We start from the raw sequence: 26,899 nt of genomic DNA on the forward strand, positions 1-26,899 counted from the left end.
CGCCAGGGGCTGAGTTTCGGGGCGGCCTGGGCCTGTATCGCCGCGAGGGCGCGCCCACAAGAGGCTCCCACAAGAGGCTCGGTGTGCACTTGCTGCTTTTGTGGGAGGCCCGCCCTCGGGGCGATGCTTTTTGAGCTTCTGGCAGGCCTGCGGTTTGCATCAGGCATGGCCTTTTTCAGGGCAGCTCGGCGCTCGAATAGAAGGCCGTCAGCACCTTCACCAGATGTGCCAGGTCCTGGCTGCCGGCCAGTTCGCGGATCGAGTGCATGGCGAAGGTGGGCACGCCGATATCCACGGTGCGCACGCCGAGCTGGCCGGCGGTGATCGGGCCGATGGTCGAGCCGCAGCCCATGTCGCTGCGGGTGACGAAGCTCTGTACCGGCACTTCGTTTTCCAGGCACAGGTGGCGGAAGAATCCGGCGGTCTCGCTGCTGGTGGCGTAGCGCTGGTTGCTGTTGACCTTGATCACCGGGCCGGCGTTGAGTTTCGGGCCGTGGTTGCCGTCATGCTTGTCGGCATAGTTGGGGTGAACGGCGTGGGCGTTGTCGGCGGAAATCAGCAGCGAACGGTTGATCGCGCGCTGGAAGACGTCCTCTTCCGGCAGCAGGCGACGCAATACCTGTTCGAGGAAAGGACCGTCGGCCCCGCACATCGAGGTGGAGCCGACCTCTTCGTGGTCGGTGCAGACCAGCATGCAGGTTTCCTCGGGGGTTGCTTCGAGCAGGGCCTGCAGTCCGGCGAAGCAGGACAGCAGATTGTCCAGCCGGGCACCGGCGATGAAGTCGCCGTTGAGGCCGATGACCGCCGCCGGCTGGGTGTCGTAGAAGCTCAGTTCGAAGTCCAGTACCACATCGGCCAGCAAGCCGTGCTCACGGCTCAGCTGTTCGGCCAGCAGGGCGCGGAAATCCGGGCTTTCCTGGCTGGCGACCTGGGCGAGGATCGGCGGCAGCTCGTTCTGCGCATTGATCGCCCAGCCTTGGTTGCTTCCCGGTTGAGATGGATCGCCAGGTTGGGAATCGTCGCGATCGGCAGCCGGAAATCGATCAGCTGGCTTTCGATCCGGCCGTCGCGGCTGTAGGTGACGCGTCCGGCCAGCGACAGATCGCGGTCGAACCAGGGCGCCAGCAAGGCGCCGCCATAGACTTCCACGCCCAGTTGCCAGAAGCCCTGGCGTTGCAGTTCCGGTTGCGGCTTGACGCGCAGGCAGGGGCTGTCGGTGTGAGCGCCGACCAGGCGCAGACCATGCTCGACCAGGGGCTTGTTGCCGAGCTGGAAGGCCACGATGGCCGAGTCGTTGCGGGTCACGTAGTAGCGCCCGCCGGCCTCGGTGTACCAGGGTTCGCGTTCATCGAGCGCCTTGTAGCCGGCGGCTTGCAGGGCCTGGGCAAGGTTGGCGGTGGCATGGAACGGGGTGGGGGACGCCTGGAGGTAATCGATCAGGCCCTGGTTGAGTGCTTTGCGCATGGCGGTCTCCGGACTGCAAGGTCACGAAGTCTATAGCATTCGCCACTGGCGAATAAGCGCAGTGTCGGCCGCGGCCGGTGAGATGCCGGGCTTCGGCGCCGTGCGCCTCGGCCCGGGCGGGTACTCAGAATGGTGCCGGGCTTTCGAAGCGCAGCCGCTCGCCACTCTGCGGGTGGGTCAGGGTCAGCATGCTGGCGTGCAGGCACAGGCGCTCGTGGGCCCGCAGGGCCTGTTCATGCGCGTAGAGGCGGTCGCCGAGCAGCGGATGGCCGATGGACAGCATGTGCACGCGCAACTGGTGGGAGCGTCCGGTGATCGGTGTCAGCTCGACGCGGCTGTAGTCGCCGCAGCGTTCGAGGACGCGCCAGAAGGTCAGCGCATGCTTGCCCTGCTCGTGGTCGACCACATGACGCGGCTTGGTCGGCGGGTCGTAACGCAGCGGCAGGTCGATGCTGCCGCTGTCCTGCTGCGGCTGGCCCCAGCACAGCGCGGTGTAGGCCTTTTCCGTCTCGCGGTCGTGGAACTGGCGGGACAGTTCGCGGTGCGTATCGGCGTCGCGGGCGAGTACGATCAGCCCGGAGGTCTCCCAGTCCAGGCGGTGCACGATGCGGGCCTCCGGGTAGCCGTTCTCCTGCAGGCGGGTCACCAGGCAGTCACGGTTGTCCTCGGCGCGGCCGGGCACGGAGAGCAGCAGGGTCGGCTTGTCGATCACCAGCAGGGCGGCGTCCTGGTGGACGATCTGGATATTGCTCAAGGGCATTTTTGCATTTCCACAAACGAAGACGGCGACCCGTGGGCCGCCGTTTCTGCAGTCGGTGTCGCTCAGCGATCCGGGAGGGTGATGTTTAGTTCGAGAATCGAGCAGTTGCCCTGATCCTCCAGCGCCACCTGTACCTGTTCGCTGTCGATGTTGACGTACTTGCGGATCACCTCGACCAGCTCTTTCTGCAGCGCCGGCAGGTAGTCCGGCTCGCTGCGCTGGCCGCGTTCGTGGGCGACGATGATCTGCAGACGCTCTTTCGCGATCGCGGCAGGGGTTTCCTTCTTCTTGCGTTCACGGAAGAAGTCGAAAAGATTCATTCGCGACCTCCGAAAAGTCGTTGCAGGAAGCCGGGCTTCTTGAAGTCGAGGAAGCGGTGCGCCACGTCCTTGCCGAGCAGACGGTCGACTGCGTCGCTATAGGCCTGGCCGGCATCGCTCTGGTCGTCGAGGATTACCGGGATGCCCTGGTTGGAGGCCTTGAGCACGGCCTGCGATTCGGGAATGACGCCGAGCAGGCGGATGGAAAGGATCTCCTCGACGTCCTCGACGCCGAGCATCTCGCCCTTGGTGACGCGCTCGGGGTTGTAGCGGGTCAGCAGCAGGTGTTCCTTGATCGGCTCCTCGCCGTTCTCGGCGCGGCGCGACTTGCTCGCCAGCAGGCCGAGCATGCGGTCGGAGTCGCGTACCGAGGAGACTTCCGGGTTGGTCACGACGATGGCTTCGTCGGCGAAGTACATCGCCAGGTGCGCGCCCTTCTCGATACCGGCCGGGGAGTCGCAGATGACGTACTCGAAGTTCTTGCTCAGTTCGTCGATGACCTTGCCGACGCCTTCCTGGGTCAGGGCATCCTTGTCACGGGTCTGGCTGGCGGCCAGCACGTAGAGGTTCTCCAGGCGCTTGTCCTTGATCAGGGCCTGGGTCAGGGTGGCGTCGCCGTTGATCACGTTGACGAAGTCGTAAACCACGCGGCGCTCGCAGCCCATGATCAGATCGAGGTTGCGCAGGCCGACGTCGAAATCGACGATGACGGTCTTGTGCCCGCGCAGAGCGAGGCCGGTGCCGATGGCGGCGCTGGTGGTGGTTTTACCGACGCCACCCTTGCCGGAAGTGACTACGAGGATCTTGGCCAAGGTGATTCACCCTAAAAATTGAAAAAATCGGGATCTTCCGCCAATTTCGGCGTCAGGATTGCCCGTTTGGTCCTTGAAAATTCGCGGCAGTATCCGTTAAAGGCGGGTGATGTTCAACACATCGCCAGAGAGGCCGATCTGCACTGCTTCGGCCCATAGAGGATCGCGTCGCAGGTCCTCGGCGACCTTGTATTGGCCGGCGATGGAAACCATTTCCGCGGCGAGCTGCTGGCAGAAGATCCGCGCCGTCGTGTCGCCCTTGATGCCCGCCAGGGCGCGCCCGCGAAGCGGACCGTACACATGGATGTTGCCATCGGCGAGAAGTTCCGCACCGGGACTCACCGGCGCCAGGACGATCAGGTCGCCGCCCTGCGCATAGACCTGCTGGCCACCGCGGATCGGTGTGCTGACCACGCGGGTCGGGCGATAGGTCGGCTCTGCCGGCTTGGGCGGGGTTTTCGAAGCCAGGTCGAGCTTGCGCTCGCGGGCACCGGAGGGTGGCAGCACGGGCAGATCCAGTGCGGCGGCGGCCTCGAGATGGGCGGCATCGCTGGCGCGCAGGGCCAGGGTACGCAGCCGGTGCTTGCGGCACAGCGCGACCAGCGCCGGGATGTCGATCTCGCGGGACGCTTCCGGCAGCTTGTCCAGCGCCAGCACCAGCGGGGTGTTGTCGAAGAAGTCCGGGGCCTGCTCGACCTTGGCGGCGAGTTGCTGGTCGAGGCGCTCGATGTCGTTGTGCGCCAGTTCCAGCACGGTGATGGCGAGCATGCTGCCCTTGAGCTGGAAGGCGGGGGACGGTTCGGGAAGGTCGGCTTGGCTCATGGTCTGCCTGCTGCGGTAAATGGCGAGGACTTATAGCCGGGCACGCCGCCGCCTGCAAGCCGCGAGGGTGATTGCCGGGGACGGTTGACGACCCGGAGCGACCTGTAGGAGCGAGCCATGCTCGCGAACCCGGCCATGCAAAAGCATCGCGGGCATGGCCCGCTCCTACCGAAGGCTCCGCGATCGGACGACGCGCGGCGAAGGGTGACGCTGCAAGGTTCGGTCATCGCCGATGTTTGCCGCTAGAATGGCTGGCTTCTCCTGGTTTCGAGTCGTTCATGGATCGTCCTCAGTTTCGTGCGTACTTCCTGCATCCGCGCTTCTGGCCGCTGTGGCTGGGGCTGGGGCTGCTCTGGCTGTTGATCCAGCTGCCTTACCCGGTGCTGCTGCGGCTGGGCCGCGGCCTGGGCGCGCTGATGTATCGGCTGGCCGGCTCGCGCCGCTCGATTGCGCGGCGCAACCTGGAATTGTGCTTCCCCGAGTTCGGCAGCGAGCAGCGCGAACGCTTGCTGCGGGAGAACTTCGCCTCCAATGGCATCGCCTTCTTCGAGATGGCCATGAGTTGGTGGTGGCCGCAGGCACGCCTGCAGCGCCTGGCCCGGATCGAGGGGCTGGAGCACTTGCAACGGGCCCAGGCCGAAGGACAGGGAGTGATCCTCATGGCCCTGCATTTCACCACGCTGGAGATCGGTGCCGCGCTGCTCGGCCAGCGGCATACCATCGATGGCATGTACCGCGAGCACAAGAACCCGGTGTTCGACTTCGTCCAGCGCCGCGGGCGCGAGCGGCACAACCGCGATGCGACGGCCATCGAGCGCGAGGACGTGCGGGCCATGCTCAAGGTGCTGCGCGCCGGCCGTGCCATCTGGTACGCACCGGACCAGGATTATGGCCGCAAACAGAGCCTGTTCGTGCCGTTGTTCGGCATCCAGGCGGCGACGGTCACCGCCACCACCAAGTTCGCCCGGCTGGGCAGGGCGCGGGTGGTGCCGTTCACCCAGGAACGGCTGGCCGATGGCTCGGGGTACCGCCTGGTGATCCACCCGCCGCTGGAGGATTTTCCCGGCGAGAGCGAGGAGGCCGACTGCCTGCGTATCAATCGGTGGGTCGAAGAGGCGGTCACTGCGCTGCCGGAGCAGTACCTGTGGGCGCATCGACGCTTCAAGACGCGGCCGGCCGGCGAGCGCAGCCTCTATAAGAAGAAAAGGCGACGCACGCCGGCGTAGCGGTGCGGCTGACGGAGGCGCCTCACGCCAGCGTCCCGTCACGAAAGTCCCGCAAGGCCTGCTCGATTTCCTCCCGACTGTTCATCACGAACGGTCCGTACTGCACGATCGGTTCGCCCAGCGGCTTGCCTGCCAGCAGCATGAGCCGCGCGCCGTGGCGGCTGCGCAACTGCAGTTCGCCATGCTCGGACAGCCGTACCAGCTGGCCCTTGCCCACCGCCTGCTCGCCGACCTGCAGCTCGCCTTCGAAGACGTACAGCAGCAGCCGATGGCCATCGGGGATGGCCGGTGCCAGCTCGCTGCCGGGAGGCAGCTGCAGATCGATCAGGTAGGGTTCGGTATCCGGACGCTGCACGAGGCCGGCCTGCTCGAACTCACCGACCTTCAGCGTGCCGGCGATGACCTTGGCCTCGATGCCGCCCGGAAGGCTCAGCCGGGGCAGTTCGCCCGGTGTGAAATCCCGGTAGCCGGGGGCACCGAGCTTGGCGTGGGCTGGCAGGTTGAGCCAGAGCTGGAAGCCGCGCATGGTGCCGTGCTCCTGCTGCGGCATCTCGCTGTGGATGACTCCGCGGGCGGCGGTCATCCATTGCACGCCGCCGCTTTCCAGCAGGCCGACGTTACCCATGTGGTCCTCGTGGCGCATGCGCCCTTCGAGCATGTAGGTGATGGTTTCGAAGCCGCGATGCGGGTGCGGCGGGAAGCCGGCGATGTAGTCGTCCGGGTTGTTCGAGCCGAACTCATCGAGCATCAGGAACGGGTCGAAGCGCTCGACGCCGGCTCCGCCGAACACGCGGGTCAGATTCACTCCGGCACCATCGGCGGTGGGATGGCCGCGGGTGAGGGAAATGATTTCGCGCAGGGACATGGTCGTCTCCTCTGTGGTGAATGGCGCCAGAGTAGAGCGAACAGATCGATTTATGGTTGCTGAATTCGCTTTAAAATAATCGGCTTGATCGATCATTCGTCGATCTGCAATTCACGTGCACGGCTATAGACGTAGCGCACCTTCTCGTATTCGAACGGCGAGTTGAGCAGGCCGTAGCGGAAGTCGGTGGTATAGCGGATGTCCACCAGGCGCAGTGCGGTCAGGCCGAATTCGCCGCCGCTGGCCTGGGCGTATTCGAGGTAGTCGACCTGCCGCTCGACGGCGAAGTCGCCCGCCAGCCCCAGGGTGTCGCGCAGGTTGGAGGGGCCCAGGGCCGGCAGGATCAGGTAGGGGCCCTCGGGCACGCCCCAGTAGCCCAGCGTCTGGCCGAAGTCCTCCGGCTGGCGCGGCAGGCCCATGCGGGTGGCCGGGTCCCACAGGCCGCCAACGCCGATGATGCTGTTGAACAGCAAGCGTGCCGTGGCATTCATCGCCCGCTTGCCCTTGAGCTGCAGGGTGCTGTTCACCAGGGTTGGGATCTCGCCCAGGTTGCTGAAGAAATTGCTCACCCCCGTGCGCACCACCCGCGGTGTGACGTAGACGTAGCCGCGCACCGCCGGCAGCATCACCCACTGGTCGAGCCGATAGTTGAAGTGATACATGCGCCGGTTGAACGACTCGAAGGGATCGTAGACATCCAGCGCGCGGAAGGTGGCGCGTTCGAACTCGCGCTGGTCGAGCCCCGGGTTGAACTGCAGGTTGCGCAGCGGATGGGTGAAGCCGTCCTCGTCGGCGAGGGGCGTTTGTGCCTGGACCATGGCACTGGCCAGCAGCAGGGGCAACAGCATCCATTTAGCCACGGAAGAACTCCAGCATGTGCTTGGCATTGACGCGGTATTCGAGGTTGCCGCAGTGGCCGCCGCGCGGGTAGAGCGTCAGGCGCTCACCCAGGGTCCGGCGCAGGAAGCCGATATCGCCGGGGCCGAGGATGACGTCGTCGGCGTTGTGCATCACCGCGATCTTCGGGCTTTGGCGCAGGTAGTCCTCGAGCGCGTAGAGGCTGACCTGCTGTACCAGTTGCGCCAGGCTGCCGCCGTCGTATTGCGCGCGCCACATGGGGATCAGCTGCTCGGTGATGTAGCAGTCGAAGTTGCACAGCAGGGCGCGCTTGAAGAACGGTTCCAGGCGGGTGCCTTCGTTGATCGGGTAGTCCTGGGGAACGATCAGCCCGCGTCGGTTGATCAGGTCGGAGGTGAAGGTGATGTCGGCGACCGAAAAGCGGAACACCGAGCCGATCAGCATGGCCATCTGCTCGTCGCTGAGTTTCTGCGGTGACTGCTGGAAGTCGTAGAGCATGGCTTCGTCGAGATCGATATAGCCTTCTGCTGGTAGTAGCGGGTGAGCTTCTCCAGGACCACCTCGTAGAACGTGGTGTTGTCGTCGATGCCTTCGACGCGGGTCTGCACCAGCTTGTCCAGGTTGCTGACCGAGGTGTAGAGATTCACCGGCGGATTGATCAGCAGCACTTTCTTGAAATTGAAGCTGCGCCGCGTTTCATCCAGCTGGCTGACGAAGGCGGCGTTCAGCGCGCCGAGGCTGTAGCCGGTGAGGTGGTACTCGGTGATCGGCAGCCGGGGGTGCTGGGCGCGTATGGCCTGCATGACCCAATACAGGTCTTGCGCATCGTCGCTGCTCAGCCCCGGCGTGGCATAGCGCGAGGCGGCGGCCATGAAGTCGAAACTGGCGGGCGAGGAGAGCTGCACCACATGGTAGCCGGCACCGTAGAACAGCCGTTTCAGCGACTCCGTCTTGCCGTTGGAGTAATGCGCGCCGGTGCCGGAGATGATGAAGATCAGCGGCGCCGGGCCGCTCTGGCGCGCCAGGCGGTAGCGCAGGCGCTTGACCGGCCAGAAGCTGTCGGGAAGGGTGAATTCGCGTTCTGGGTGCAGGCGCAGGCTGTAGTCGGCCTGGTCGATGTCTTCATCGCGCGGTAGCGGTGCGCGCAGGGCCGGCGGGGTGGTGGCGATGGTGGCTTCGAAGGGGTTGGCCAGCGGGAAGCCGTATTCGGCGGCGCTCAGGTCGGCGGCATGAGCCGGTGCGATGACCAGCGTGAGCAGGGCGGTCAGGCACAACAACAACGGCATGGTGCTTCTCCATAAACGGGTCCTGGGTGCCCCGGCGACATCTGTCCCAATCAGAACTGCATTGGCTGCACCGTGCAAGCCAACATCACTATGGCAGCATTCCGGCGATTTCGATCCCTGTTGCCGGGTGAGCGTCTGGTTTGCCCCGGCATCGCTGCCATCCCTTCATATATAGAGGCCAACTGCCATGGCGCTCATGTCGGGTGGTGCAATCAGGTGTCTTTGATAATGATTCTCGATGCTTCGATTCTGGTCGAGGGCGCCAGGGACGAGAAATCGATGCTGAGCATGTGCGACATAGCGCCACACCATGAGCCGGCGAATCGTCCGCAATCTCACTTGTCGCGAGGGACAGAAGGCTCTAGGCCGCGTGTTCGGATAATCCGCAGTCAGACCAAAGTCGGGTGGAATTCGGCCTGCCCGGCCCTAAAGTAGCCCGCCTTGCTCTCATCTGGGGGCAGTGATCGTGGAGACAGATTCCAATGCACAATGAAAATGTTTATCGGCAGATCTATGCCAACCCACGTTTCCAAGAGCTGGTTGCCAAACGCGGGCGTTTCGCCTGGCTGCTGTCGGCCGTCATGCTTGGGGCTTACCTTGCATTCATCCTGCTGATCGCGTTCGAGCCACAAATCCTCGGCATTCCGCTTTCGGCCAATACCGTCACCACCTGGGGCATCCCGGTGGGCGTCGGCGTGATCTTCATGGCCTTCATCCTGACCGGCGTTTACGTACAGCGTGCCAACGGTGAGTTCGATCGCATCAATCAGGAAATCCTCAACGAGGCTCAGCAATAATGATCGCGCGTCTTCTGATGGCTGCCGCCTTGTTGGCCGCCTCGCCGGCACTGCTTGCCGATGCGATTACCGGCGAAGTGCAGAAACAGGCAACCAACTACACCGCCATCCTCATGTTCGTGGTGTTCATCGCCTTCACCATGGGTATCACCAAGTGGGCGGCCAAGCGCAACACCTCCACGTCCGACTACTACACCGCCGGCGGCAGCATCACCGGCTTCCAGAACGGCCTGGCGATCGCCGGTGACTTCATGTCCGCGGCGTCCTTCCTGGGCATTTCCGCACTGGTCTACACCAGTGGCTACGATGGCCTGATCTATTCCATCGGCTTCCTCGTCGGCTGGCCGATCATTCTGTTCCTGATGGCCGAGCGCCTGCGCAACCTGGGCAAGTTCACCTTCTCCGACGTGGCCTCCTATCGCCTGGGCCAGACGCAGATCCGTCTGCTCTCGGCCTTCGGTTCGCTGATCGTGGTGGCCTTCTACCTGATCGCGCAGATGGTCGGTGCCGGCAAGCTGATCCAGCTGCTGTTCGGCCTCGACTACTACGTCGCGGTGGTGCTGGTGGGCGTGCTGATGGTCATGTACGTGCTGTTCGGCGGCATGCTGGCCACCACCTGGGTGCAGATCATCAAGGCGGTACTGCTGCTGTCCGGCGCCACCTTCATGGCCATCATGGTGATGAAGAGCGTTGGCTTCGACTTCGGCAGCCTGTTCGCCGAAGCGGTGAAGATTCACGACAAGGGCGCGCAGATCATGAGCCCGGGCGGCCTGGTTTCCGACCCGATCTCGGCGATCTCCCTGGGCCTGGCGCTGATGTTCGGTACCGCCGGCCTGCCGCACATCCTGATGCGCTTCTTCACCGTTTCCGATGCCAAGGAAGCCCGCAAGTCGGTGTTCTACGCGACCGGCTTCATCGGCTACTTCTACATCCTGACCTTCATCATCGGCTTCGGCGCGATCCTGCTGGTCAGCACCAACCCGGACTTCAAGGACGTCACCGGCGCCATCGTCGGCGGCACCAACATGGTCGCCATCCACCTGGCCAATGCGGTCGGTGGCAACCTGTTCCTGGGCTTCATCTCCGCGGTGGCCTTCGCCACCATCCTCGCGGTGGTCGCCGGCCTGACCCTGGCCGGTGCCTCGGCGGTCTCCCATGACCTGTACGCCTGCGTGATCAAGCAGGGCAAGGCCAGGGAAGAGGACGAGATGCGTGTGACCAAGCTGACCACGCTGTCGCTGGGTGTGGTGGCGATCCTGCTCGGCATCATCTTCGAGAAGCAGAACATCGCCTTCATGGTGGGCCTGGCATTCTCCATCGCGGCCAGCTGCAACTTCCCGGTGCTGTTCCTCTCCATGTACTGGAAAGGCCTGAGCACCCGTGGTGCGTTGTTCGGCGGCGCGCTGGGCCTGGTTACCGCGCTGGTGCTGACCATCATCAGCCCGACCGTATGGATCGACGTGTTCGGCTACGCCGAGGCGATCTTCCCCTACAAGTATCCGGCGCTGTTCTCGATGATCGCGGCCTTCATCGGCATCTGGTTCTTCTCGGTCACCGACAAGTCCACGCGTGCGGGTGAGGAGCGCGAGCGCTTCTTCGCCCAGTTCGTTCGTTCGCAGACCGGCCTGGGTGCTACCGGCGCCGTCGCTCACTGACGATCGTTCGCGACACAGCAAAGGGCAGCCCTCGGGCTGCCCTTTTTCATTGCTACCCGCTCGCCGCGACCCGCCGGTCAGCCCCCTGGGCCGGGGTTTGCCAGCGTCATTCATCGTCCTGATGGATGCCGGTTCGGGCCGGCTCATTCGCTAGACTCGCTGGCATTACCGAACCAAAGAAGGCAGCAGAACGATGCACAATCGCATGATGGTCACAGGTGCCGGCTCCGGACTCGGGCGCGAGATCGCCCTGCGCTGGGCACGCGATGGCTGGCAACTGGCGCTCTCCGATGTCAACGAGGCCGGGCTGGAGCAGACCCTGAAGATGGTTCGCGAGGCCGGCGGCGATGGCTTCACCATGTGCTGCGACGTGCGCGACTACAGCCAGTTGGTCGCCTTCGCCCAGGCCTGCGAGGAGAAGCTCGGCGGCATCGACATCGTGGTCAACAATGCCGGCGTGGCATCGGGCGGCTTCTTCGACGAACTGTCGCTGGAAGACTGGGACTGGCAGATCGCGATCAACCTGATGGGGGTAGTCAAGGGCTGCAAGGCCTTCCTGCCGCTGGTGCAGAAGAGCAAGGGCAAGATCATCAACATCGCCTCCATGGCCGCGCTGATGCAGGCGCCGGGGATGAGCAACTACAACGTCGCCAAGGCCGGCGTGGTGGCGCTGTCGGAGAGCCTGCTGGTGGAACTGCGCCAGGCCGAGGTGGGCGTGCACGTGGTCTGCCCCTCGTTCTTCCAGACCAACCTGCTGGACTCCTTCCGTGGCCCGACGCCTAACGTCAAAGCGCAGATCGGCAAGCTGCTGGAGTCCTCGCCGATCACTGCGGCGGACATCGCCGACTACATCCACCAGCAGGTCGGCAAGGGCGAGTTCATGATCCTGCCGCATGACGAGGGCCGCAAGGCCTGGAAGGTCAAGCAGCAGAACCCGCAGGCCACCTACGACGAGATGGCGTTGCTGGCGGAGAAGAAGCGCAGCAAGAGCAAGGCACTCTAGCGTCGAAAGGACCATGGCCGGGCGGCGTGTCCTGCCGGGGCCACGGCATGGCCTATGACGGCCACGCAGGTCATGCAGCATGCGAACCGGCCCGGTTGCCCGAAAGCCGGCCGGGGAGTAGGGTTGCCTGTCCGGCTTTTGTCGTAACTCCATGGATTGCTTGTGAAATTTCCATCCCGCGGATTCCTGATGCTGGCGCTGGTACTGGCTGCGATCAACCTGCGTCCCGGCATCACCTCATTCGCGCCGCTGATCGAGCGCATCGCCGAGGAACTCGAACTCTCCCGCGGTTGATCAGCCTGACCACCGCATTGCCGGTGCTGCTCATGGGCATGCTGGCACCGCTGGCGCCGCGCCTGGCGGTGCGCTTCGGCCTGGAGCGCAGCATCGCCCTCTGCCTCGGCCTGATCGGTGCGGCGCTGCTGCTGCGGCTGTTCGGCCATAGTGCCAGCGTGCTGATCACCACCGCCGCGCTGGTCGGCGCCGGGATCGCCGTGGCCGGGCCGCTGCTGTCGGGTTTCATCAAGCGCCACTTTCTCGAACGCATGGGCCAGACCGCGGCCTGGTACTCGCTGAGCATGGCGGTCGGCGGCACCCTCGGCGTGGTGCTGACGGCACCGGCGACCGAGGTGCTGGACCAGCGTTGGACCTGGGGGCTGGCGCTCTGGGCGCTGCCGGCGCTGGCTGCGTTGCTGATCTGGCTGCGTTTGCCGAATCGACCGGAGGCGGCCAGCGACAGCCGTGCCGGGCTGCCCTGGAGGGAGCCGCGTGCCTGGTTGATCAGCTTTTACTTCGCGCTGCAGGCCGGGCTGTTCTACGCCCTGGCCACCTGGCTGGTGGCGCGCTATCACGAGGCTGGCTACAGCCTGCTGCGCAGCAATGCCTTCTTCAGCGGTTTCATGCTCATCGGTCTGCCGAGCGCGTTCATCATGCCCTGGCTGGCGCAGCGTCTGGGCAAGCGTCACCTGCTGATGGCCGCCTGCGGCGTGCTGGCGACGGTATGCCTGGCGCTGATCGCGTTGTTGCCGACCTGGCAGCCGCTGCTGGTCTGCATGCTGCTCGGGGTGGCGCTGAACGGGACGTTTTCGCTGTCGTTGATCTTGCCGATGTACGAGGCGAGCACGCCGCTGGCGGTCAGCCGGCTGACTGCGATGATGCTCTGCACCGGCTACTGCCTGGCCTGCCTGACGCCCGTGCTGGCTGGGCTCGGGCGCGATCTGGCTGGCGACTACCGCCTGCCGTTCCTGGTGCTGATGGGCATGGCGGCCGTCATGGCGCTGCTGGCCCTGCGGTTGCGCCCGCGGCCGGCGACGGGCTGAAGACGCCAGGGCTGTGGCCTGCTTCACCTCTTCCCAACCCGCGGATGACCGCGTCGCCGCGCTGTGTTAGAAAGCCGCGGTCTTCCTCCCCCAGCCGCACCGGAGTTTCGCGTGGAGTCTGAATCCATCGTCTATGGCTGCATCCGCGATTGGCCATCCGCCGACCCCGAGCAATGCCGCCAGCGCCGGGCGAACAATCGCGCCGCCTTGCAGGCATTGCCGCAGGGCGAGGCCTGGCCGTTCATTGGGCGCGAGATGTTTTCCTTCTGCGGCGACGAGGAACTGGGCCTGTACCAGACCCAGGTGATCCATTTCGGCGCCAGCTACCGGGCCATCGAATACGAATGGTCGCTCTGGGTTCAGCGTTTCGAGGCGCTGCTCAAGCAGCTGTACTGGAGCAGCGCGGTGGTGCACCTGGAAACCGAGCTCAACGGTACCCACACCTTCCGCTGGGAGACCGAGACGGGCACCCACAGCCCGCAGCAGAGCGACCTGCGCATGCGCTGCGCCTGGGAGCGCGAGAGCGGCCTGTTCGGCTGAGTCAGTCGTCGAGCCATTCCCGGGGCACGTCGCGCTTGAGCGCCAGCTGGCACTGCTGGCTGGCGACGTCGAAGACGATCACCGCCTGGCCCTTGTCCAGGGCCCGCCGCACGCGCTCGACGCGGGTCTGCAGCGGCGTTTCGTCGCCGTTGTCGGTGCCGTCGCGGGTGACGAAGTCTTCGATGAGGCGGGTCAGGGTGTCCGGTTCGAGCTGGTCGTGGGGAATGAGCATGGCGTGTCTTTCAAATGAATTGGGTAAGGCGCATGGCATCGAAGCTGGCCCAGGTGCAATGTCGTTCGGACAAGCACAGAGAGTACGTTGTAGGAGCGCGCCATGCGCGCGAATCGCGGGCGTGGCCCGCTCCTGCATGTGATCCTGCATCCAGCTCGTGGCCTTAACGGCATTACGGCCTCGGTGGCGCTACGACGCGCCACCTTGCAGGTAGCTGTCCAGGCAAGCATACAGCTGCTGGCTCTCCAGCGGCTTGCCGATGAACTCGTTCATCCCTGACGCCAGTCCCTGCTGGCGATGCTCGGCGAGCACGTGTGCGGTCACCGCGACGATCGGAACCGCCGGCAACTGACGCTCCAGCTCCAGGTTGCGGATCTGCCGGCTGGCCTCGAAGCCGTCGACTTCCGGCATTTCGCAATCCATCAGGATCAGCTGCACGGCAGCGGGGTCGCGCCGGTAGATGTCCACCGCCTGACGGCCGTTGTCGGCGAGCTGTACGGTGTAACCGCGCTTCTTCAGCAGGCCGCGGACCACCATCTGGTTCACCGGGTTGTCCTCGGCGACGAGGATGCACGGCTCCTGGAGGGTGGCCGGCAACGCCTCGCTCGGTGTGCCCGATGGCTGTTCCGGCATGTCCTGATAGAGCATCTGCAGGGCGGCGCGCAATGACGAACTCTGCAACGGTAGCGGCAGGCTGACCAGGCGCAGCCCCGGCGGAATGGGCGGTTGCTCGTGGATCGGCGGGTAGAGCATGAGCACACGCTGGCCGGGTTCCAGATGGGGGCGCAGGCGTTCCAGCCAGTCGGTCGGCGTGCCGGGCCAAGGCGCCAGCAAGACCAGCAGCGGTGGCGCCGTGTAGTCGCTGAGGTAGTCCGGCAGGCGTTCCGGCGTCTGGCAACGCTCGGTGCGCATGCCCCAGCGGCGCAGCAGATGGCTCACCGCCTCCAGGCCCGGTGCGTCCTGCGAGGCGAGCAACGCCGGGCGGCCGGCCAGCAGCAGTGCCAGCGGGTCTTCCACGTCTAGGGCGGCATGCAGCGGAATCTCGAAGCAGAAGCGACTGCCGCGCCCCGGGGTGCTCTGCACCTCGATATGGCCCTGCATCATTTCCACCAGTTCCTTGCTGATTGCCAGCCCCAGCCCGCTGCCGCCATAGCGCCGGGTGGTGCTGGAGTCGCCCTGGGAGAAGGACTCGAACAGCTGGGCCAGTACCTCCTGGCGCATGCCGATACCGCTGTCGCTGATGCAGAACACCAGGCGCGGATCGCCGCTCTCGGTCTTGCGGCAGGACACCTCCAGCACCACATGGCCCTGTTCGGTGAATTTCAGCGCATTGCTCAGCAGGTTCATCAGGATCTGCTTGAGCCGTGTCGGGTCGCCGCGAATTCGCCGTGGCACGCCGGCTTCCAGGCTCACGTGCAGGTTCAGCTGTTTCTCCAGCGCCTGCGCGGTGAACAGGCTGATGGTCTCGGAGATCAGCGCTTCCAGATCGAATTCGATGTGTTCGAGCTGAGTTTGCCGGAGCCGATGCGCGCGTAGTCGAGGATGTCGTTGATCACCGCCATCAGCGAATGACCGGAGCTGGAGATGGTGTCCAGGTAGAAGCGCTGGCTGCGGTCCAGCGGCGTTTCGCGCAGCAGCTGCAGCATGCCGAGCACACCATTGAGCGGGGTGCGAATCTCGTGGCTCATCTTGGCCAGGAAGCGGCTCTTGGCCTCGTTCTCGCTGGCGGCGCGCTCGGCGGCCTGGCGCGAGCGATAGCCCTCCTCCTTGAGCAGGTTGATGCGGTCGGCCAGGCCGATGGACAGCGTGATCAGCTCGAAGGTGACGCCTGCCTTGACGATCGCCGAGCCGTACAGGCCGAATGCCTCGAAGCCCAGCGAGCCGGCGGTGACGAGGATGAACGAGGCCAGCAGCACGCCCCAGGCCAGGGTGTAGTAGAGCCCGTAGCGCACGCCCCGGCGCCAGACGAAGGCGCCGGTGAACAGCAGGCCGACCGAGGTGACGATCACCGTGATGCTGGCGAGGATGCTCCAGTGCTGCACGTCCAGCATCAGTCCGGAAAGCATGCAGGTCAGGGCCAGCAGCAAGGACACGCGCAGGGTGAGGTCGAGCCGGGGGAACAGCTCACGGGTGTGCAGGAAGTGGCGGCTGAACTGGAACGCGATCAGGCAGTGGCTGAACATCAGCGCATAGATGCCCAGCGACACCACTGCGTTGCCGGAGCCCAGCCACTTGATCAGCAGGCCGTCGAAGGCGAGCGCGAACAGCCCGACGTTGAGGTTGTAGACCAGGTACCAGAAGTACGATGGTTCGCGCAGCGAGACGAACAGGAACAGGTTGTAGCAGAACATGGCGAACAAGACGCCGTAGAAGGCCCCGCTGATCCCGCTCAGGTCCTCCTGCAGCGAAGCGCTGGCGGCGTAGGTGCTGAAGTACAGGGGAACATAGAGCGTGCTGGTGGTCTTGATCCGCAGCAGCAGCGTCGTCTCGCCCGGGGGCAGCTCCACCGGGAACCAGAAGTTGCCGACTTTCACCGGCCGCTGCGAGAAGGGGTACTCATCGCCGGAGAGCTGGCTGCTGAAACTGCCGTCAGGGTATTGCAGGAAGAGTTCGATGTGGTCGAGCAGCGGGTAGTTGATCTCGATGAAGCCCCCGAGCGGCTCCTGGAGGCGGTTGTCGAGCGAGGTGCGCAGCCACCAGGTCGAACGGTTCTTGCCTTCGTTGACATGGGCGCGCCGCACCTGCTGGAAGCGCTGCTCGGGGAGCGCCAGGACTTCCTCGACCCGCAACTCGCCGTTCGGGTCCTCCAGATAGCGGGTGCCGCTGCCGAGTGCCTGGCGGGTATCGAGCGAATCGAGGGCGACGGGTGCGAAGGCCCACGCCTGAACCGACAGGCAGCAGAGCAGCAGAGCCAGGCATAAACGCGGCAACATGGTCGAATCCGGAAGGGGCAGCCCATGTGGGGACAGGGCGGCACTGTTATTGGAGCGGTGGCGATACCGACTCCTTCAGGCTCATGTCGAGCCTCCAGACGTGCCGCACCTCCTTGTCCGGTAACTTTGCCCAGTTGCGCGCCGGCCAGCAAGCTTTGCCTGCGCGAAGACGGCGGCTCGTCACGCAAGCGGTGCGGTTCAGTTCCGCTTGTCGTCCTGCTGGCGGCCGACCAGGCTGTCCACCGCCGGCACGCGGGTGTCGTTCTCCATCTGCGCGTCGTGCTCCAGCTGGTGACTGAAGCGCTCGAGCGAGTCCTGGGTGTGCTGGGCGTCGCTGGCGAATACCGGCTGGCTGAGCATGTAGCCGCAGAGCAGGCGGCTCATCGCCGCCAGGCTGTCGATATGGGTGCGCTCGTAGCCGTGGGTGGCGTCGCAGCCGAAGGCCAGCAGCGCGGTGCGGATGTCGTGGCCGGCCTCGATCGCCGACTGGGCATCGCTGTGGTAGTAGCGGAACAGGTCGCGGCGCACGGCGATCTCGTGCTCGCCGGCGAGCTTGAGCAGGTGGCGCGAGAGATGGAAATCGTAGGGGCCGCCGGAATCCTGCATGGCCACGGTCACCGCATGCTCGCTGGAGGCCTGGCCCTTGGCTGCGGGGGCGATGTCGATGCCGACGAATTCGCTGACGTCCCAGGGCAGCGCGCCGGCCGCGCCGGAACCGGTCTCCTCGGTGATGGTGAACAGCGGGTGGACGTCGATCGGCGGCTCGCGGCCGCTTTCGACGATGGCCTTGAGCGCCGCCAGCAGCGCGGCGACGCCGGCCTTGTCGTCCAGGTGGCGGGCGCTGATGTAGCCGTTCTCGGTGAACTCCGGCATCGGGTCGAAGGCGACGAAATCGCCGACGTTCACGCCCAGCGCGCAGGTTTCGGCGCGGCTGTAGGTGTAGGCGTCCAGGCGCAGCTCGACGTGGTCCCAGCTGACCGGCGCCTCGTCCACCGCGGTGTTGAAGGCATGCCCCGAGGCCAGCAGCGGCAATACGCTGCCGCGGATCACGCCGCTGTCGGTGAACACGCTGACGCGGCTGCCCTCGGCGAAGCGGCTCGACCAGCAGCCGACCGGGGCGAGGCCGAGGCGGCCGCTGTCGTAGACCTCGCGGACGATGGCACCGATGGTGTCCAGGTGCGCGGCCACCGCCCGGTCCGGGCTGTAGCGGCGGCCCTTGAGCGTGGCGCGGATGGTGCCGCGGCGGGTCAGCTCGAAGGGGATACCCAGCTCCTTCAGGCGTTCGGCGACGTAGCGCACGATGGTGTCGGTGAAGCCGGTGGGACTGGGGATGGCGAGCATTTCCAGCAGCACGCGCTGCAGGTAGTTGAGATCGGGCTCGGGCAATTTCGCGGTCATGAATTCTCCCGTGGGTGGCGGTAGGGCGGCCACCTTCGCGTTCGCTGGGACATGAGCGGGCGGCCGCAGCCGCCCGGAGGCCGGCTCAGCCGGCGTTGTGGCTGAGCGGGAAGAGCAGGTCGATGAAGCGTTCGGCGGTTGGCTGCGGATGGTGATTGGCCAGCCCGACGCGCTCGTTGGCTTCGATGAACACGTAGTCCGGCTGGTCCGCCGCCGGCACCAGCAGGTCCAGCCCGACCACCGGGATGTCCAGGGCGCGGGCGGCGCGCACCGCGGCGTCGGCCAGCTCCGGATGCAACTGCGCGGTGACGTCTTCCAGGGTGCCGCCGGTGTGCAGGTTGGCGGTACGCCGCACCGCCAGGCGCTGGCCCTCGGGCAGCACGCTGTCCAGCTCGAGCCCGGCGTCGCGCAGGCAGCGCCGGGTTTCCTCGTCCAGCGGGATGCGGCTTTCGCCGCCGGTGGCGGCCTGGCGGCGCCGGCTCTGGGTCTCGATCAGCGCGCCGATGCTGTTGCGACCGTCGCCGATCACTTCGGCCGGACGGCGGATCGCGGCGGCGACCACCTCGTAGCCGATCACCACGATCCGCAGATCCAGGCCGGGATGGAAGCTCTCCAGCAGCACACGGCTGTCGTATTGGCGTGCGCGGTGGATCGCCTGCTCCATGTCCTCGGCGTCGCGCAGGTCGACCGCCACGCCCAGGCCCTGTTCGCCGTCGACCGGCTTGACCACCACGCTGCCGTGCTCGGCGAGGAACGCCGCGTTGTCCGCGGCGCTGCCGGCCAGTTGCTGGGCTGGCAGGCGGATGCCGGCCTGGGACAGGGTGCGGTGGGTCAGGCGCTTGTCCTGGCAGAGGGTCATGCTCACCGCCGAGGTCAGGTCCGACAGCGACTCGCGGCAGCGCACCCGGCGCCCGCCCTGGGTCAGGGTGAACAGGCCGGCCTCGGCGTCGTCGATACTGATCTCGATACCGCGGCGGCGCGCCTCGTCGACGATGATCCGCGCGTAGGGATTGAGCTCGGCCTCCGGACCGGGGCCGAGGAACAGCGGCTGGTTGAAGCTGTTCTTGCGCTTGACGGTGAAGGTCGGCAGGTCGCGAAAGCCCAGCTTGGCGTACAACGCCTTGGCCTGGTGGTTGTCGTGCAGCACCGACAGGTCGAGGTAGGCCAGGCCGCGGCCCATGTAATGCTCGACCAGGTGGCGCACCAGCGCCTCGCCGACGCCCGGGCGCGGGCAGTTGGCCGAGACCGCCAGACACCAGAGGCTGGAGCCGTTCTCCGGATCGTTGAAGGCGCGGTGATGGTCGATGCCCATGACGCTGCCGATGATCTGTCCGGAACTCTCGTCCTCTGCCAGCCAGTACACCGGCCCGCCCTGGTCGCGCGGTGTGCACAGCGCCGGGTCGACCGGCAGCATTCCGCGCGACTGGTAGAGGCAGTTGATCGCCGCCCAGTCGGCTTCGCTCTGCACCCGGCGTACGACGAAGCCGCGGAAGCTGCGGCGCGCCGGACGGTAGTCGGTGAACCACAGGCGCAGGGTGTCGGAGGGGTCGAGGAACAGCTGCTGTGGCGCGTAGGCCAGTACCTGGTGCGGGGCGGCGACGTAGAGGGCGATGTCGCGTTCGCCGGCTTGCTCGTTGAGCAGGTCGGCGGCGAGCCGCGCCGGGTCGGAATAGGTATGCCCGACCAGGATGCGGCCCCAGCCGCAATGCAGGGTCACCGGCCCGCAAGGTTCTTCCTGGCCGTCTTCGGCGAAGCGTGCCTGCAGTCGCTGGTAGGTCGGTGTCTGTCCGCGCAACAGACGCTGGCCGTAGGCTTGGGACTTCTGCATGGTGCTTTCCTTACGTTGCAAGGTTCACGACCCCATGGGGGCGTGAGTCCTTAGAGCCCTTGTTCGCTCAACCAAAGGTTGACCGCCGCCAGTTGCCAGAGTTTTGAGCCGCGCAGCGGGGTGAGCTGGCCATCCGGATCGGCCAGCAGCTTTTCCAACGCCTGCGGGTCGTACAGCCCGCGTTCCTGGCTCGGGTCGAGCAGCAGTTCGCGCACCCAGTCGAGGGTCGCGCCCTGCAGGTGCTTGAGCCCCGGCACCGGGAAATAGCCCTTGGGCCGGTCGATCACCGCGGCCGGGATCACCTGGCGCGCGGCCTCCTTGAGCACGTACTTGCCGCCGTCCGGCAATTTGAACTTCGCCGGGATGCGTGCCGACAGCTCGGCCACGCGGTAGTCGAGGAACGGCGTGCGCGCCTCCAGGCCCCAGGCCATGGTCATGTTGTCCACGCGCTTGACCGGGTCGTCGACCAGCATGATCGTGCTGTCGATGCGCAGCGCCTTGTCCACCGCGGCCTCGGCGCCGGGCTGGGCGAAGTGGCGGCGGACGAAGTCGCCGGAGAAATCGCCCTGTACCCACTGCTGCTGCATGGTCGCGGCGTATTCCTCGTAGCTGCGGTCACGGAAGGCTGCCAGGTAGGCGGCCACCGGGTCCTCGGCGCCATCCACCAGCGGATACCAGTGGTAGCCGGCGAACAGTTCGTCGGCGCCCTGGCCGCTCTGTACCACCTTGCAGTGCCTGGCCACTTCCCGCGAGAGCAGGTAGAAGGCGATGCAGTCGTGGCTGACCATCGGCTCGCTCATCGCCTGGAAGGCGGCTGGCAGCTGCTCGAGGATTTCCTTCTCCTGGATGCGCAGCTGGTGATGGCGGGTGTTGTAGTGCTTGGCGATCAGGTCGGAATACTTGAACTCGTCGCCGCGCTCGCCGCCGGCGTCTTCGAAGCCGATGGAGAAGGTCAGCAGGTTGTCGGCGACGCCGGCTTCGCGCAGCAGGCCGACCAGCAGGCTGGAATCGACCCCGCCGGAAAGCAGCACGCCGACGTCCACCGCGGCGCGCTGACGAATCGCCACCGCTTCGCGCATCGTGTCCAGGGTCAGCCGCTTCCAGTCCTCGAAGCCGTAGTCGCGCTCGTCCTCGCGGGCGCCGAATTCCAGCGACCACCAACGCTCGGTGGTGGTCGTGCCGTCGGCGGCGACGCGCATCCAGCTGGCCGGTGGCAGCTTCTCGATGCCGGCGATCAGCGTGTCCGGCGCCGGTACCACGGCGTGGAAGCTCATGTAGTGATTCAGCGCCACCGGGTTCAGCACGCCGGCGATATCGCCGCCCTTGAGCAGCGCCGGTAGTGCGGAGGCGAAGCGCAGGCGCTGGTCGCTGCGCGACAGGTACAGCGGCTTGACGCCGAGGCGGTCGCGGGCGATGAACAGCTGCTGGCGGTCGCGCTCCCAGATGGCGAAGGCGAACATGCCGTTCAGGCGCGGCAGCAGCGCCTCGCCCCAGGCGTGGTAGCCCTTGAGCAGCACCTCGGTATCGCCCCCGGAGAAGAAGCGATAGCCGAGGCCTTCGAGCTCCGCGCGCAGTTCGGGGTAGTTGTAGATGGCGCCGTTGAAGACCATCGACAGGCCGAGGGCCGAGTCGATCATCGGCTGGCCGGAGGCCTCGCACAGGTCCATGATCTTCAGCCGCCGATGGCCCAGGGCCAGCGGGCCCTGGCTGTGGAAGCCGCACGCATCGGGGCCGCGAGCGGTCAGGTGTTGGGTGATGCGTTCAATCGCGGCCAGATCGGCCGGTTGGTTGTCGAAACGAAGTTCTCCAGCTATGCCACACATAAGGTCCTTACCGGTTTTGCCGTTGGGGAGTGTGACTGGCGGGTCAAGCACGAAGTTCAGGTTTTCGCGCGGTTGCGCTTCGCCCGCTTCGCATCGGCCAGTCAGCTTTTACACCAAAACAAATAAATGCCCTTACGTCAAAGCCGGTAACGGCGTAGTGCCGTTCACTTAAGGCCACAAGCTGGTTGCGGGATCACATGTAGGAGCGGGCCAGGCCTGCGATTCGCGCGCAGGGCGCGCTCCTACAGGAACCTGCCCCCCCGTTTGCTGCGCGCGGCGCTGCATGCCTTCAGCGCGCATGCCGCAGGCTTTCCACCGCCAGCTCCAGCGCCTTGCGCATGTCCAGCCGCGCCGAGCGGCCGACGTCGCGGTCGTCGAGCCGGTCGTTGCGTTCCGACGGCAGGATCGGCGCCGTCAGGTCGTCGGCCTCGGCCGGCTCGAAATCCGAATCGCGACCGATGGTCATGGCGCTGCGCCGCAGCAGCTCGCGTACCTGCTCCGGTTCCAGGTGCGGGTTGATCGACAGCATCGCCGCCACCGTGCCGGCCACCAGCGGCGTGGCGTAGGAGGTGCCGCAGTGCACCGCGCCGCGCTGATCGGCATCCAGGGTCGCCGCGCGAATGCAGGCCGCCGCGGTGATGTCGACGCGCATGTCGAGGTTGGACGAGGCGCGCTTGGTGGCGTACTGCGGATGCTCTACCGGCACGTCCTGGCGCCGGCTGCGCTGGTGGCCGCCGACCACCAGCAATTGCTCGGTGACGAACGAGGAGGGCAGCCGGTAGTCGTCGCGCCCGGAGCGGGCCGAGCCGTTGCCCGCCGAATTGATGACCAGCACGTCGGGATGCTCGCGGCGTAGCCAGAGGAAGAATTCCTCCAGCAGTTCTTCGTAGCCGCTCATGGCGATGCCCGAGCGCAGCAGCGAATCCACCGGCTCGCCGTCGACGTCCACCGTGCCGATGCGGTGCAGGCCCCAGCTCCAGTTCAGTATCCGCACGCCGTCTTCCACCAGGTTGACCGAGGCCGCGACCTTGGCGGCGATGCCACCGTCGGAATTGGGCTCGACGATCACCTCGAAGCCGGGGCCGGCCTCGTCCAGCGCGCTGAGAAAACCGCTGTCGCGGGCATCGGCGGCGCGTGCGGCGAGGATGCCGGCGACGCTGCTGCCATGCTGTCGGGTTTGTCCGCGTCGCGCGCGTACAGGCAGGTGCGGCCTTTGCCGGGGTCGCACGGCTGCAGGTAGCCGGCGAAATTCGGCGCGTCGAAGTCCACCGCGCGCTCGATCACGCCGATGCGCACCGCTTCGGTGTCGATCGGTGCGCGCTTGGCCGGGATGCGTTCGCGGTAGTAGTCCACCGCGTCGAGAAAGCGGTTGGCCGCCCATTCGCGGCTCGGCGGGCGCTCGCGGTCGGTTTCCTGCTCGCCGCCTTCGGCAGCGGTTTCCTCGATCACCACGCATCGACGCCGACCTCGTTGCCCAGGCGCAGCAGCATGGCGTCGCGCTCGGTGAGGTTCGCCACCGGCAGGCGCAACTGGTAGGTGTTGAGCGGCGCGATGGCGCCCACCACCTTCGCGCCGTATTTCTCCGCCAGTCGCCGGGCAGTCTCCAGGCCATCCTGGTCTTCCTCGACGATCAGGCTGACCAGGTCGAGGTAGGTGCTCAGCCCATCCATGTTCTCGGCGACCTCGTCGGCCGTGGCTGCGAGTACGTGGCTGCGGCCGAGCGAGAGCCACACCGGGTTGCTGCGCTGGCCGTCGTGCTCCAGCCACAGCGGCCCGCTCCGGTGTTCGGCGGCGGGCAGGGTCAGGCGCAGACGATCGCCGTTGCGCTCGACCCGTTCGGTGGGCAGCGGCTCACCGGCCAGTCGCAGGCGGACCGGCGCCTCGGGCAGGCCGCTGGCGTGCAGGCACCAGGTCAGTCGAACGTGGGCGAACAGATCGCCGCAGCGCTGCAGCTCGGTGATGCGCAGGGCCTCTTCGGCGAATGCCGGCGTGCAGGCCAGCGTGCCCAGCAGGCTGACGACGGCGCCGCGCATGTTCAGCGCCGGCGCAGGTAATGCACGCTGAACAGGCCGCGCGGGTCGGTCCACTGGCCGCTGCAGTCGAAGCCGGCCGCATGGGCCAGTGCGGCGAAGGATTCGAGGGTGTACTTGTAGGAGTTCTCGGTGTGCAGGCTCTCGCCGGCGGCGAAATGAAAGTGCCGGCCTTCGATGGCCACCTCCTGCGCGGCGGGGCTGACCAGGTGCATCTCGATGCGCGATTCGGCTGGGTTGAAGAAGGCGCGATGGACGAAGCGCGAGGGCTCGATGTCGCTGTCCAGCTCGTTGCGGATGCGTTGCAAGAGGTTGAGGTTGAAGGCCGCGGTGACCCGGGCGCGGTCGTTGTAGGCGGCTTCGAGCACGCCGAGCTCCTTGATCAGGTCGACGCCGATGAGCAGGCCGCCGCCCTGCGGCAGCACGTCGTGCAGGCGGCGCAGGAACTGCGCGGCTTCGGCCGGGGTGAAGTTGCCGATGCTCGAGCCGGGGAAGAACACCAGCGGGTGCTCGCTGGAAAAGTCGTCCGGCAGGTTCAGCTCGTGGGAGAAGTCGGTGCAGGCCGCATGCACCTCCAGCCAGGGGTAGTCGGCCGCCAGGCGCTGGGTGCTGGAGAGCAGGAAGTCCTCGGAGATGTCGATGCCCAGGTAGCTCGCCGGATGCAGCGCCTCGAGCAGCAGGCGCACCTTGCGGCTGGCGCCGCTGCCCAGTTCGATCAGGTCGGCATGGGGGCCGGCGATGTCGAGGATGTCGTTGGCGGCGCTGGCGAGGATCTGCTCCTCGGTGCGGGTGAGGTAGTACTCCGGCTGCCGGCAGATCTGCTCGAAAAGTTCCGATCCGTGGCGATCGTAGAAGAACTTCGGTGAAATCCGTTTCGGCGTGGCGGCGAACCCGGCCAGGGCCTCGTCGCGCAGCGAGGCTTCATGGGGTTGCTGCAGCTGATCGTGGAAATGGATGGCCAGCGCCATGTTCAAAGCCCCCTGGCCAGGCGCAGCCCGGCGAACTGCCAGCGCATCGCCGGCTGGAAGAAGTTGCGATAGGTGACCCGCATGTGCGATTCCGGGGTGGCGCAGCAGCCCCCGCGCAGCACCATCTGGCCGGACATGAACTTGCCGTTGTATTCGCCCAGGCAGCCCTCCAGCGGGCGGAAGCCGGGGTAGGGCAGGTAGGCGCTGGCGGTCCATTCCCAGACGTCGCCGAACAGTTGCAGCGGGCCGCCATGCCCCGGTACGGCGGCGACGGGCTGCAGGTAATCGCTTTCCATGAAGTTGCCGCGCAGCGGTTGATCTGCCGCCGCCAGCTCCCATTCGGCCTCGCTGGGCAGGCGTGCACCGGCCCAGCGCGCATAGGCATCGGCCTCGTAGTAGCTGACGTGGCAGACCGGTGCTTCCAGGTCCAGCGGCCGCAGCCCGCCGAGGGTCATCTCGTGCCAGGCGTCGTCCTCGTGCAGCCAGTACAACGGCGCGTGCCAGCCGGCCCGCTGGATCAGCTCCCAGCCATCGGCCAGCCACAGCTCGGGGCGGGCGTAGCCGCCGTCGGCGATGAACGACAGGTACTCGGCGTTGCTCACCAGGCGTCCGGCCAGCTGGAAATCCTCGACGAACTGGCGGTGCCGCGGCATCTCGCAATCGAAGGCGAAATCGCCGCCGGGGTGGCCGATGTGCTGAACGCCGCCGGCGTACGCGTACCAGCGCGGCCGCTCCGCAGCCGGGTGCCGGGGCGGCTGGAGGTCGGCCCGGTAGACCGGGTGCATCGGGTTCTGCGCGAGGATGTGCTTGATGTCCATCAGCAGCAGTTCCTGATGCTGCTGTTCGTGCTGCAGGCCCAGGCCGACGCGGCGGACGATCTCGCCGGCCTGTTCGCGTGGCGGGTTGCTCAGCAGTTCGGCCATCGCCTGGTCGACATGCAGGCGGTAGTGATAGATCTCCTCCACCCCCGGGCGCGACAGCACGCCGCGCCGGGCCCGTGGGAACGGCGTGCCGTGGGTTTCGTAGTAGGAATTGAACAGATGGTCGTAGGCCTCGTTGAGCCGCCGGTAACCGGGCAGGTAGGGCAGCAGCAGGAAGGTCTCGAAGAACCAGCTGACGTGGGCCAGGTGCCATTTCGGCGGGCTGACTTCGGGGGTGCTCTGGATGACGTAGTCCTCGACCTGCAACGGTGCGCAGATCGCCTCGCTGGCGGCGCGCACCTGTCGATAGCGCTGCAACAGGTGATCGAGTTCGGCAAGTGCCGGCTGCTGTTTCGGCTGGTATGCCAGATTGCCCATGGGCGTCCCCTTGTCCAAGTTTCAGCGGCCGAAACCACCTCCTATAGCGACCCGAAGCGCAACGTAAAAGTTTCGGCCGGCACCCGGCTGGTGCGAGACGCGGGACAGGCCGCGACCGGCATCAGTAGTTCGGGGTGGTTTCCGGGATGGCGCTGGCGTCGGCGATGAACGGCATGCTCCAGGGTTCCAGGGCGCAGCCCTTGCCGATCAGCTCCTGGCGGGTCTGCTCGATCACCTGGGCCATGCGTGCCGGGTCGGCGTAGTCGCGCACCTGCGGCACCCGCACCAGCTCCTCGCCGCTGCCGCTCATCACGGTGAAGCCGAAGCTGTCGTCCTCGGGATTGGCGCTGGTGACGCAACCGCAGGGCAGGAAGGCCTCGGCAGCCTGTTGCATGGCGTTGTCGAGACTGAGCGGGGTGGTGGTCATGGTCGTCTCCGTTGCGGGCTGTGCGACGGTTGACCCCCGCGCGCCGGAGCCGTTTCCACGCCACCGACGGGCTGCCGCTTGTGCAGTGGCAGCGGCGGCACCATATTCGACGCATGAGCATGCCTTCCCCCGATCCGCTGAACGCCTTCCACCCGACGGTGGCCGGCTGGTTCGCGCGCAGTTTTCCCGCGCCGACGCCGGCCCAGGCCGCCGCCTGGCCGCTGATCCGCGCCGG

Annotated in this window: 19 protein-coding genes and 5 pseudogenes; 7 read left to right on the plus strand and 17 right to left on the minus strand. The window is 66.3% G+C overall.

What is annotated here, in order from left to right; genetic code table 11:
• Positions 1-175 precede the first annotated feature (175 nt).
• From BAY1663_RS09320 to minC, 5 genes and pseudogenes are all read right to left on the minus strand, one after another.
• Positions 176-1,464 (minus strand): annotated as a pseudogene (locus BAY1663_RS09320) (M18 family aminopeptidase).
• Positions 1,465-1,588: 124 nt separating this feature from the next.
• Complete coding sequence (locus BAY1663_RS09325) at positions 1,589-2,224, minus strand: RluA family pseudouridine synthase (protein WP_037039833.1); 636 nt, start codon at positions 2,222-2,224, stop codon at positions 1,589-1,591.
• Positions 2,225-2,286: 62 nt separating this feature from the next.
• Complete coding sequence (gene minE / locus BAY1663_RS09330) at positions 2,287-2,544, minus strand: cell division topological specificity factor MinE (RefSeq protein ID WP_037039836.1); 258 nt, start codon at positions 2,542-2,544, stop codon at positions 2,287-2,289.
• A complete protein-coding gene (gene minD / locus BAY1663_RS09335) occupies positions 2,541-3,356 on the minus strand; it encodes a septum site-determining protein MinD (protein WP_037039839.1) in 816 nt (271 codons plus the stop codon). The genes minE and minD overlap by 4 nt, the downstream gene beginning before the upstream one ends.
• 96 nt (positions 3,357-3,452) lie before the next feature.
• Positions 3,453-4,178, minus strand: coding sequence for a septum site-determining protein MinC (gene minC / locus BAY1663_RS09340; RefSeq protein ID WP_037039841.1), 726 nt, complete (start codon positions 4,176-4,178; stop codon positions 3,453-3,455).
• Between the two features lie 278 nt (positions 4,179-4,456).
• On the opposite strand from minC, the gene BAY1663_RS09345 reads away from it, so the two are divergent.
• Positions 4,457-5,404 (plus strand): lipid A biosynthesis lauroyl acyltransferase, encoded by a 948-nt coding sequence (locus BAY1663_RS09345; RefSeq protein WP_037039843.1) that lies wholly within the window; start codon positions 4,457-4,459, stop codon positions 5,402-5,404.
• 22 nt (positions 5,405-5,426) lie between these two features.
• Here the strand turns inward: BAY1663_RS09345 and BAY1663_RS09350 are convergent, their stop codons facing one another.
• The 3 genes and pseudogenes from BAY1663_RS09350 to BAY1663_RS09360 form a co-directional block, all read right to left on the minus strand.
• The gene (locus BAY1663_RS09350) at positions 5,427-6,269 is read right to left on the minus strand and encodes a pirin family protein (RefSeq protein ID WP_037039845.1); all 843 of its coding nucleotides are present in this window, start codon (positions 6,267-6,269) and stop codon (positions 5,427-5,429) included.
• 92 nt (positions 6,270-6,361) lie between these two features.
• On the minus strand, positions 6,362-7,156 hold the full coding sequence (locus BAY1663_RS09355; protein WP_371257601.1) for a VacJ family lipoprotein: 795 nt from the start codon (positions 7,154-7,156) through the stop codon (positions 6,362-6,364).
• Positions 7,122-8,413: pseudogene (locus tag BAY1663_RS09360) on the minus strand (serine/threonine protein kinase). The gene BAY1663_RS09355 and the pseudogene BAY1663_RS09360 overlap by 35 nt, the downstream one beginning before the upstream one ends.
• A gap of 482 nt (positions 8,414-8,895) precedes the next feature.
• Between BAY1663_RS09360 and BAY1663_RS09365 the strand changes: the two are divergent.
• From BAY1663_RS09365 to BAY1663_RS09385, 5 genes and pseudogenes are all read left to right on the plus strand, one after another.
• Entirely contained in the window at positions 8,896-9,210 is a 315-nt protein-coding gene (locus tag BAY1663_RS09365; RefSeq protein WP_037039849.1) for a DUF485 domain-containing protein, read from the plus strand.
• Entirely contained in the window at positions 9,210-10,865 is a 1,656-nt protein-coding gene (locus BAY1663_RS09370; RefSeq protein WP_037039850.1) for a cation acetate symporter, read from the plus strand. The genes BAY1663_RS09365 and BAY1663_RS09370 overlap by 1 nt, the downstream gene beginning before the upstream one ends.
• A 193-nt stretch (positions 10,866-11,058) precedes the next feature.
• The gene (locus BAY1663_RS09375; protein ID WP_037039851.1) at positions 11,059-11,868 is read left to right on the plus strand and encodes an SDR family oxidoreductase; all 810 of its coding nucleotides are present in this window, start codon (positions 11,059-11,061) and stop codon (positions 11,866-11,868) included.
• 189 nt (positions 11,869-12,057) lie between these two features.
• Positions 12,058-13,187: pseudogene (locus BAY1663_RS09380) on the plus strand (CynX/NimT family MFS transporter).
• Positions 13,188-13,298: 111 nt separating this feature from the next.
• Positions 13,299-13,727, plus strand: coding sequence for a hypothetical protein (locus BAY1663_RS09385; protein ID WP_037039862.1), 429 nt, complete (start codon positions 13,299-13,301; stop codon positions 13,725-13,727).
• Position 13,728: 1 nt separating this feature from the next.
• Here the strand turns inward: BAY1663_RS09385 and BAY1663_RS09390 are convergent, their stop codons facing one another.
• From BAY1663_RS09390 to BAY1663_RS09410, 5 genes and pseudogenes are all read right to left on the minus strand, one after another.
• A complete protein-coding gene (locus BAY1663_RS09390) occupies positions 13,729-13,959 on the minus strand; it encodes a YheU family protein (RefSeq protein ID WP_037039865.1) in 231 nt (76 codons plus the stop codon).
• A 189-nt stretch (positions 13,960-14,148) separates the two neighbouring features.
• Positions 14,149-16,892: pseudogene (locus BAY1663_RS09395) on the minus strand (7TM-DISM domain-containing protein).
• Positions 16,893-17,090: 198 nt separating this feature from the next.
• On the minus strand, positions 17,091-18,290 hold the full coding sequence (locus tag BAY1663_RS09400; protein WP_037039868.1) for an osmoprotectant NAGGN system M42 family peptidase: 1,200 nt from the start codon (positions 18,288-18,290) through the stop codon (positions 17,091-17,093).
• Positions 18,291-18,375: 85 nt separating this feature from the next.
• Positions 18,376-20,118, minus strand: a complete 1,743-nt coding sequence (gene ngg, locus BAY1663_RS09405) for an N-acetylglutaminylglutamine synthetase (protein WP_037039871.1) — start codon at positions 20,116-20,118, stop codon at positions 18,376-18,378.
• A gap of 50 nt (positions 20,119-20,168) precedes the next feature.
• Positions 20,169-21,893, minus strand: a complete 1,725-nt coding sequence (locus BAY1663_RS09410; RefSeq protein WP_256206639.1) for an N-acetylglutaminylglutamine amidotransferase — start codon at positions 21,891-21,893, stop codon at positions 20,169-20,171.
• Here BAY1663_RS09410 and BAY1663_RS25135 point away from each other — a divergent pair.
• A complete protein-coding gene (locus BAY1663_RS25135) occupies positions 21,801-22,067 on the plus strand; it encodes a hypothetical protein (protein ID WP_256206640.1) in 267 nt (88 codons plus the stop codon). The two genes, BAY1663_RS09410 and BAY1663_RS25135, sit on opposite strands and share 93 nt — an antisense overlap.
• Before the next feature lie 163 nt (positions 22,068-22,230).
• Here BAY1663_RS25135 and BAY1663_RS09415 read toward each other — a convergent pair.
• The 4 genes and pseudogenes from BAY1663_RS09415 to BAY1663_RS09430 form a co-directional block, all read right to left on the minus strand.
• A pseudogene (locus BAY1663_RS09415) lies at positions 22,231-23,974 on the minus strand (S8/S53 family peptidase).
• Between the two features lie 2 nt (positions 23,975-23,976).
• Positions 23,977-24,939, minus strand: a complete 963-nt coding sequence (gene egtD / locus BAY1663_RS09420) for an L-histidine N(alpha)-methyltransferase (RefSeq protein ID WP_037039877.1) — start codon at positions 24,937-24,939, stop codon at positions 23,977-23,979.
• Between the two features lie 2 nt (positions 24,940-24,941).
• Positions 24,942-26,237 (minus strand): ergothioneine biosynthesis protein EgtB, encoded by a 1,296-nt coding sequence (gene egtB, locus BAY1663_RS09425; RefSeq protein ID WP_037039879.1) that lies wholly within the window; start codon positions 26,235-26,237, stop codon positions 24,942-24,944.
• 121 nt (positions 26,238-26,358) lie between these two features.
• Positions 26,359-26,664, minus strand: coding sequence for a hypothetical protein (locus BAY1663_RS09430; protein ID WP_037039880.1), 306 nt, complete (start codon positions 26,662-26,664; stop codon positions 26,359-26,361).
• Positions 26,665-26,899 lie beyond the last annotated feature (235 nt).

It is taken from the genome of Pseudomonas sp. BAY1663 (genome assembly GCF_000582595.1).
Taxonomy (GTDB): Bacteria; Pseudomonadota; Gammaproteobacteria; order Pseudomonadales; family Pseudomonadaceae; genus Stutzerimonas; species Stutzerimonas stutzeri_AF.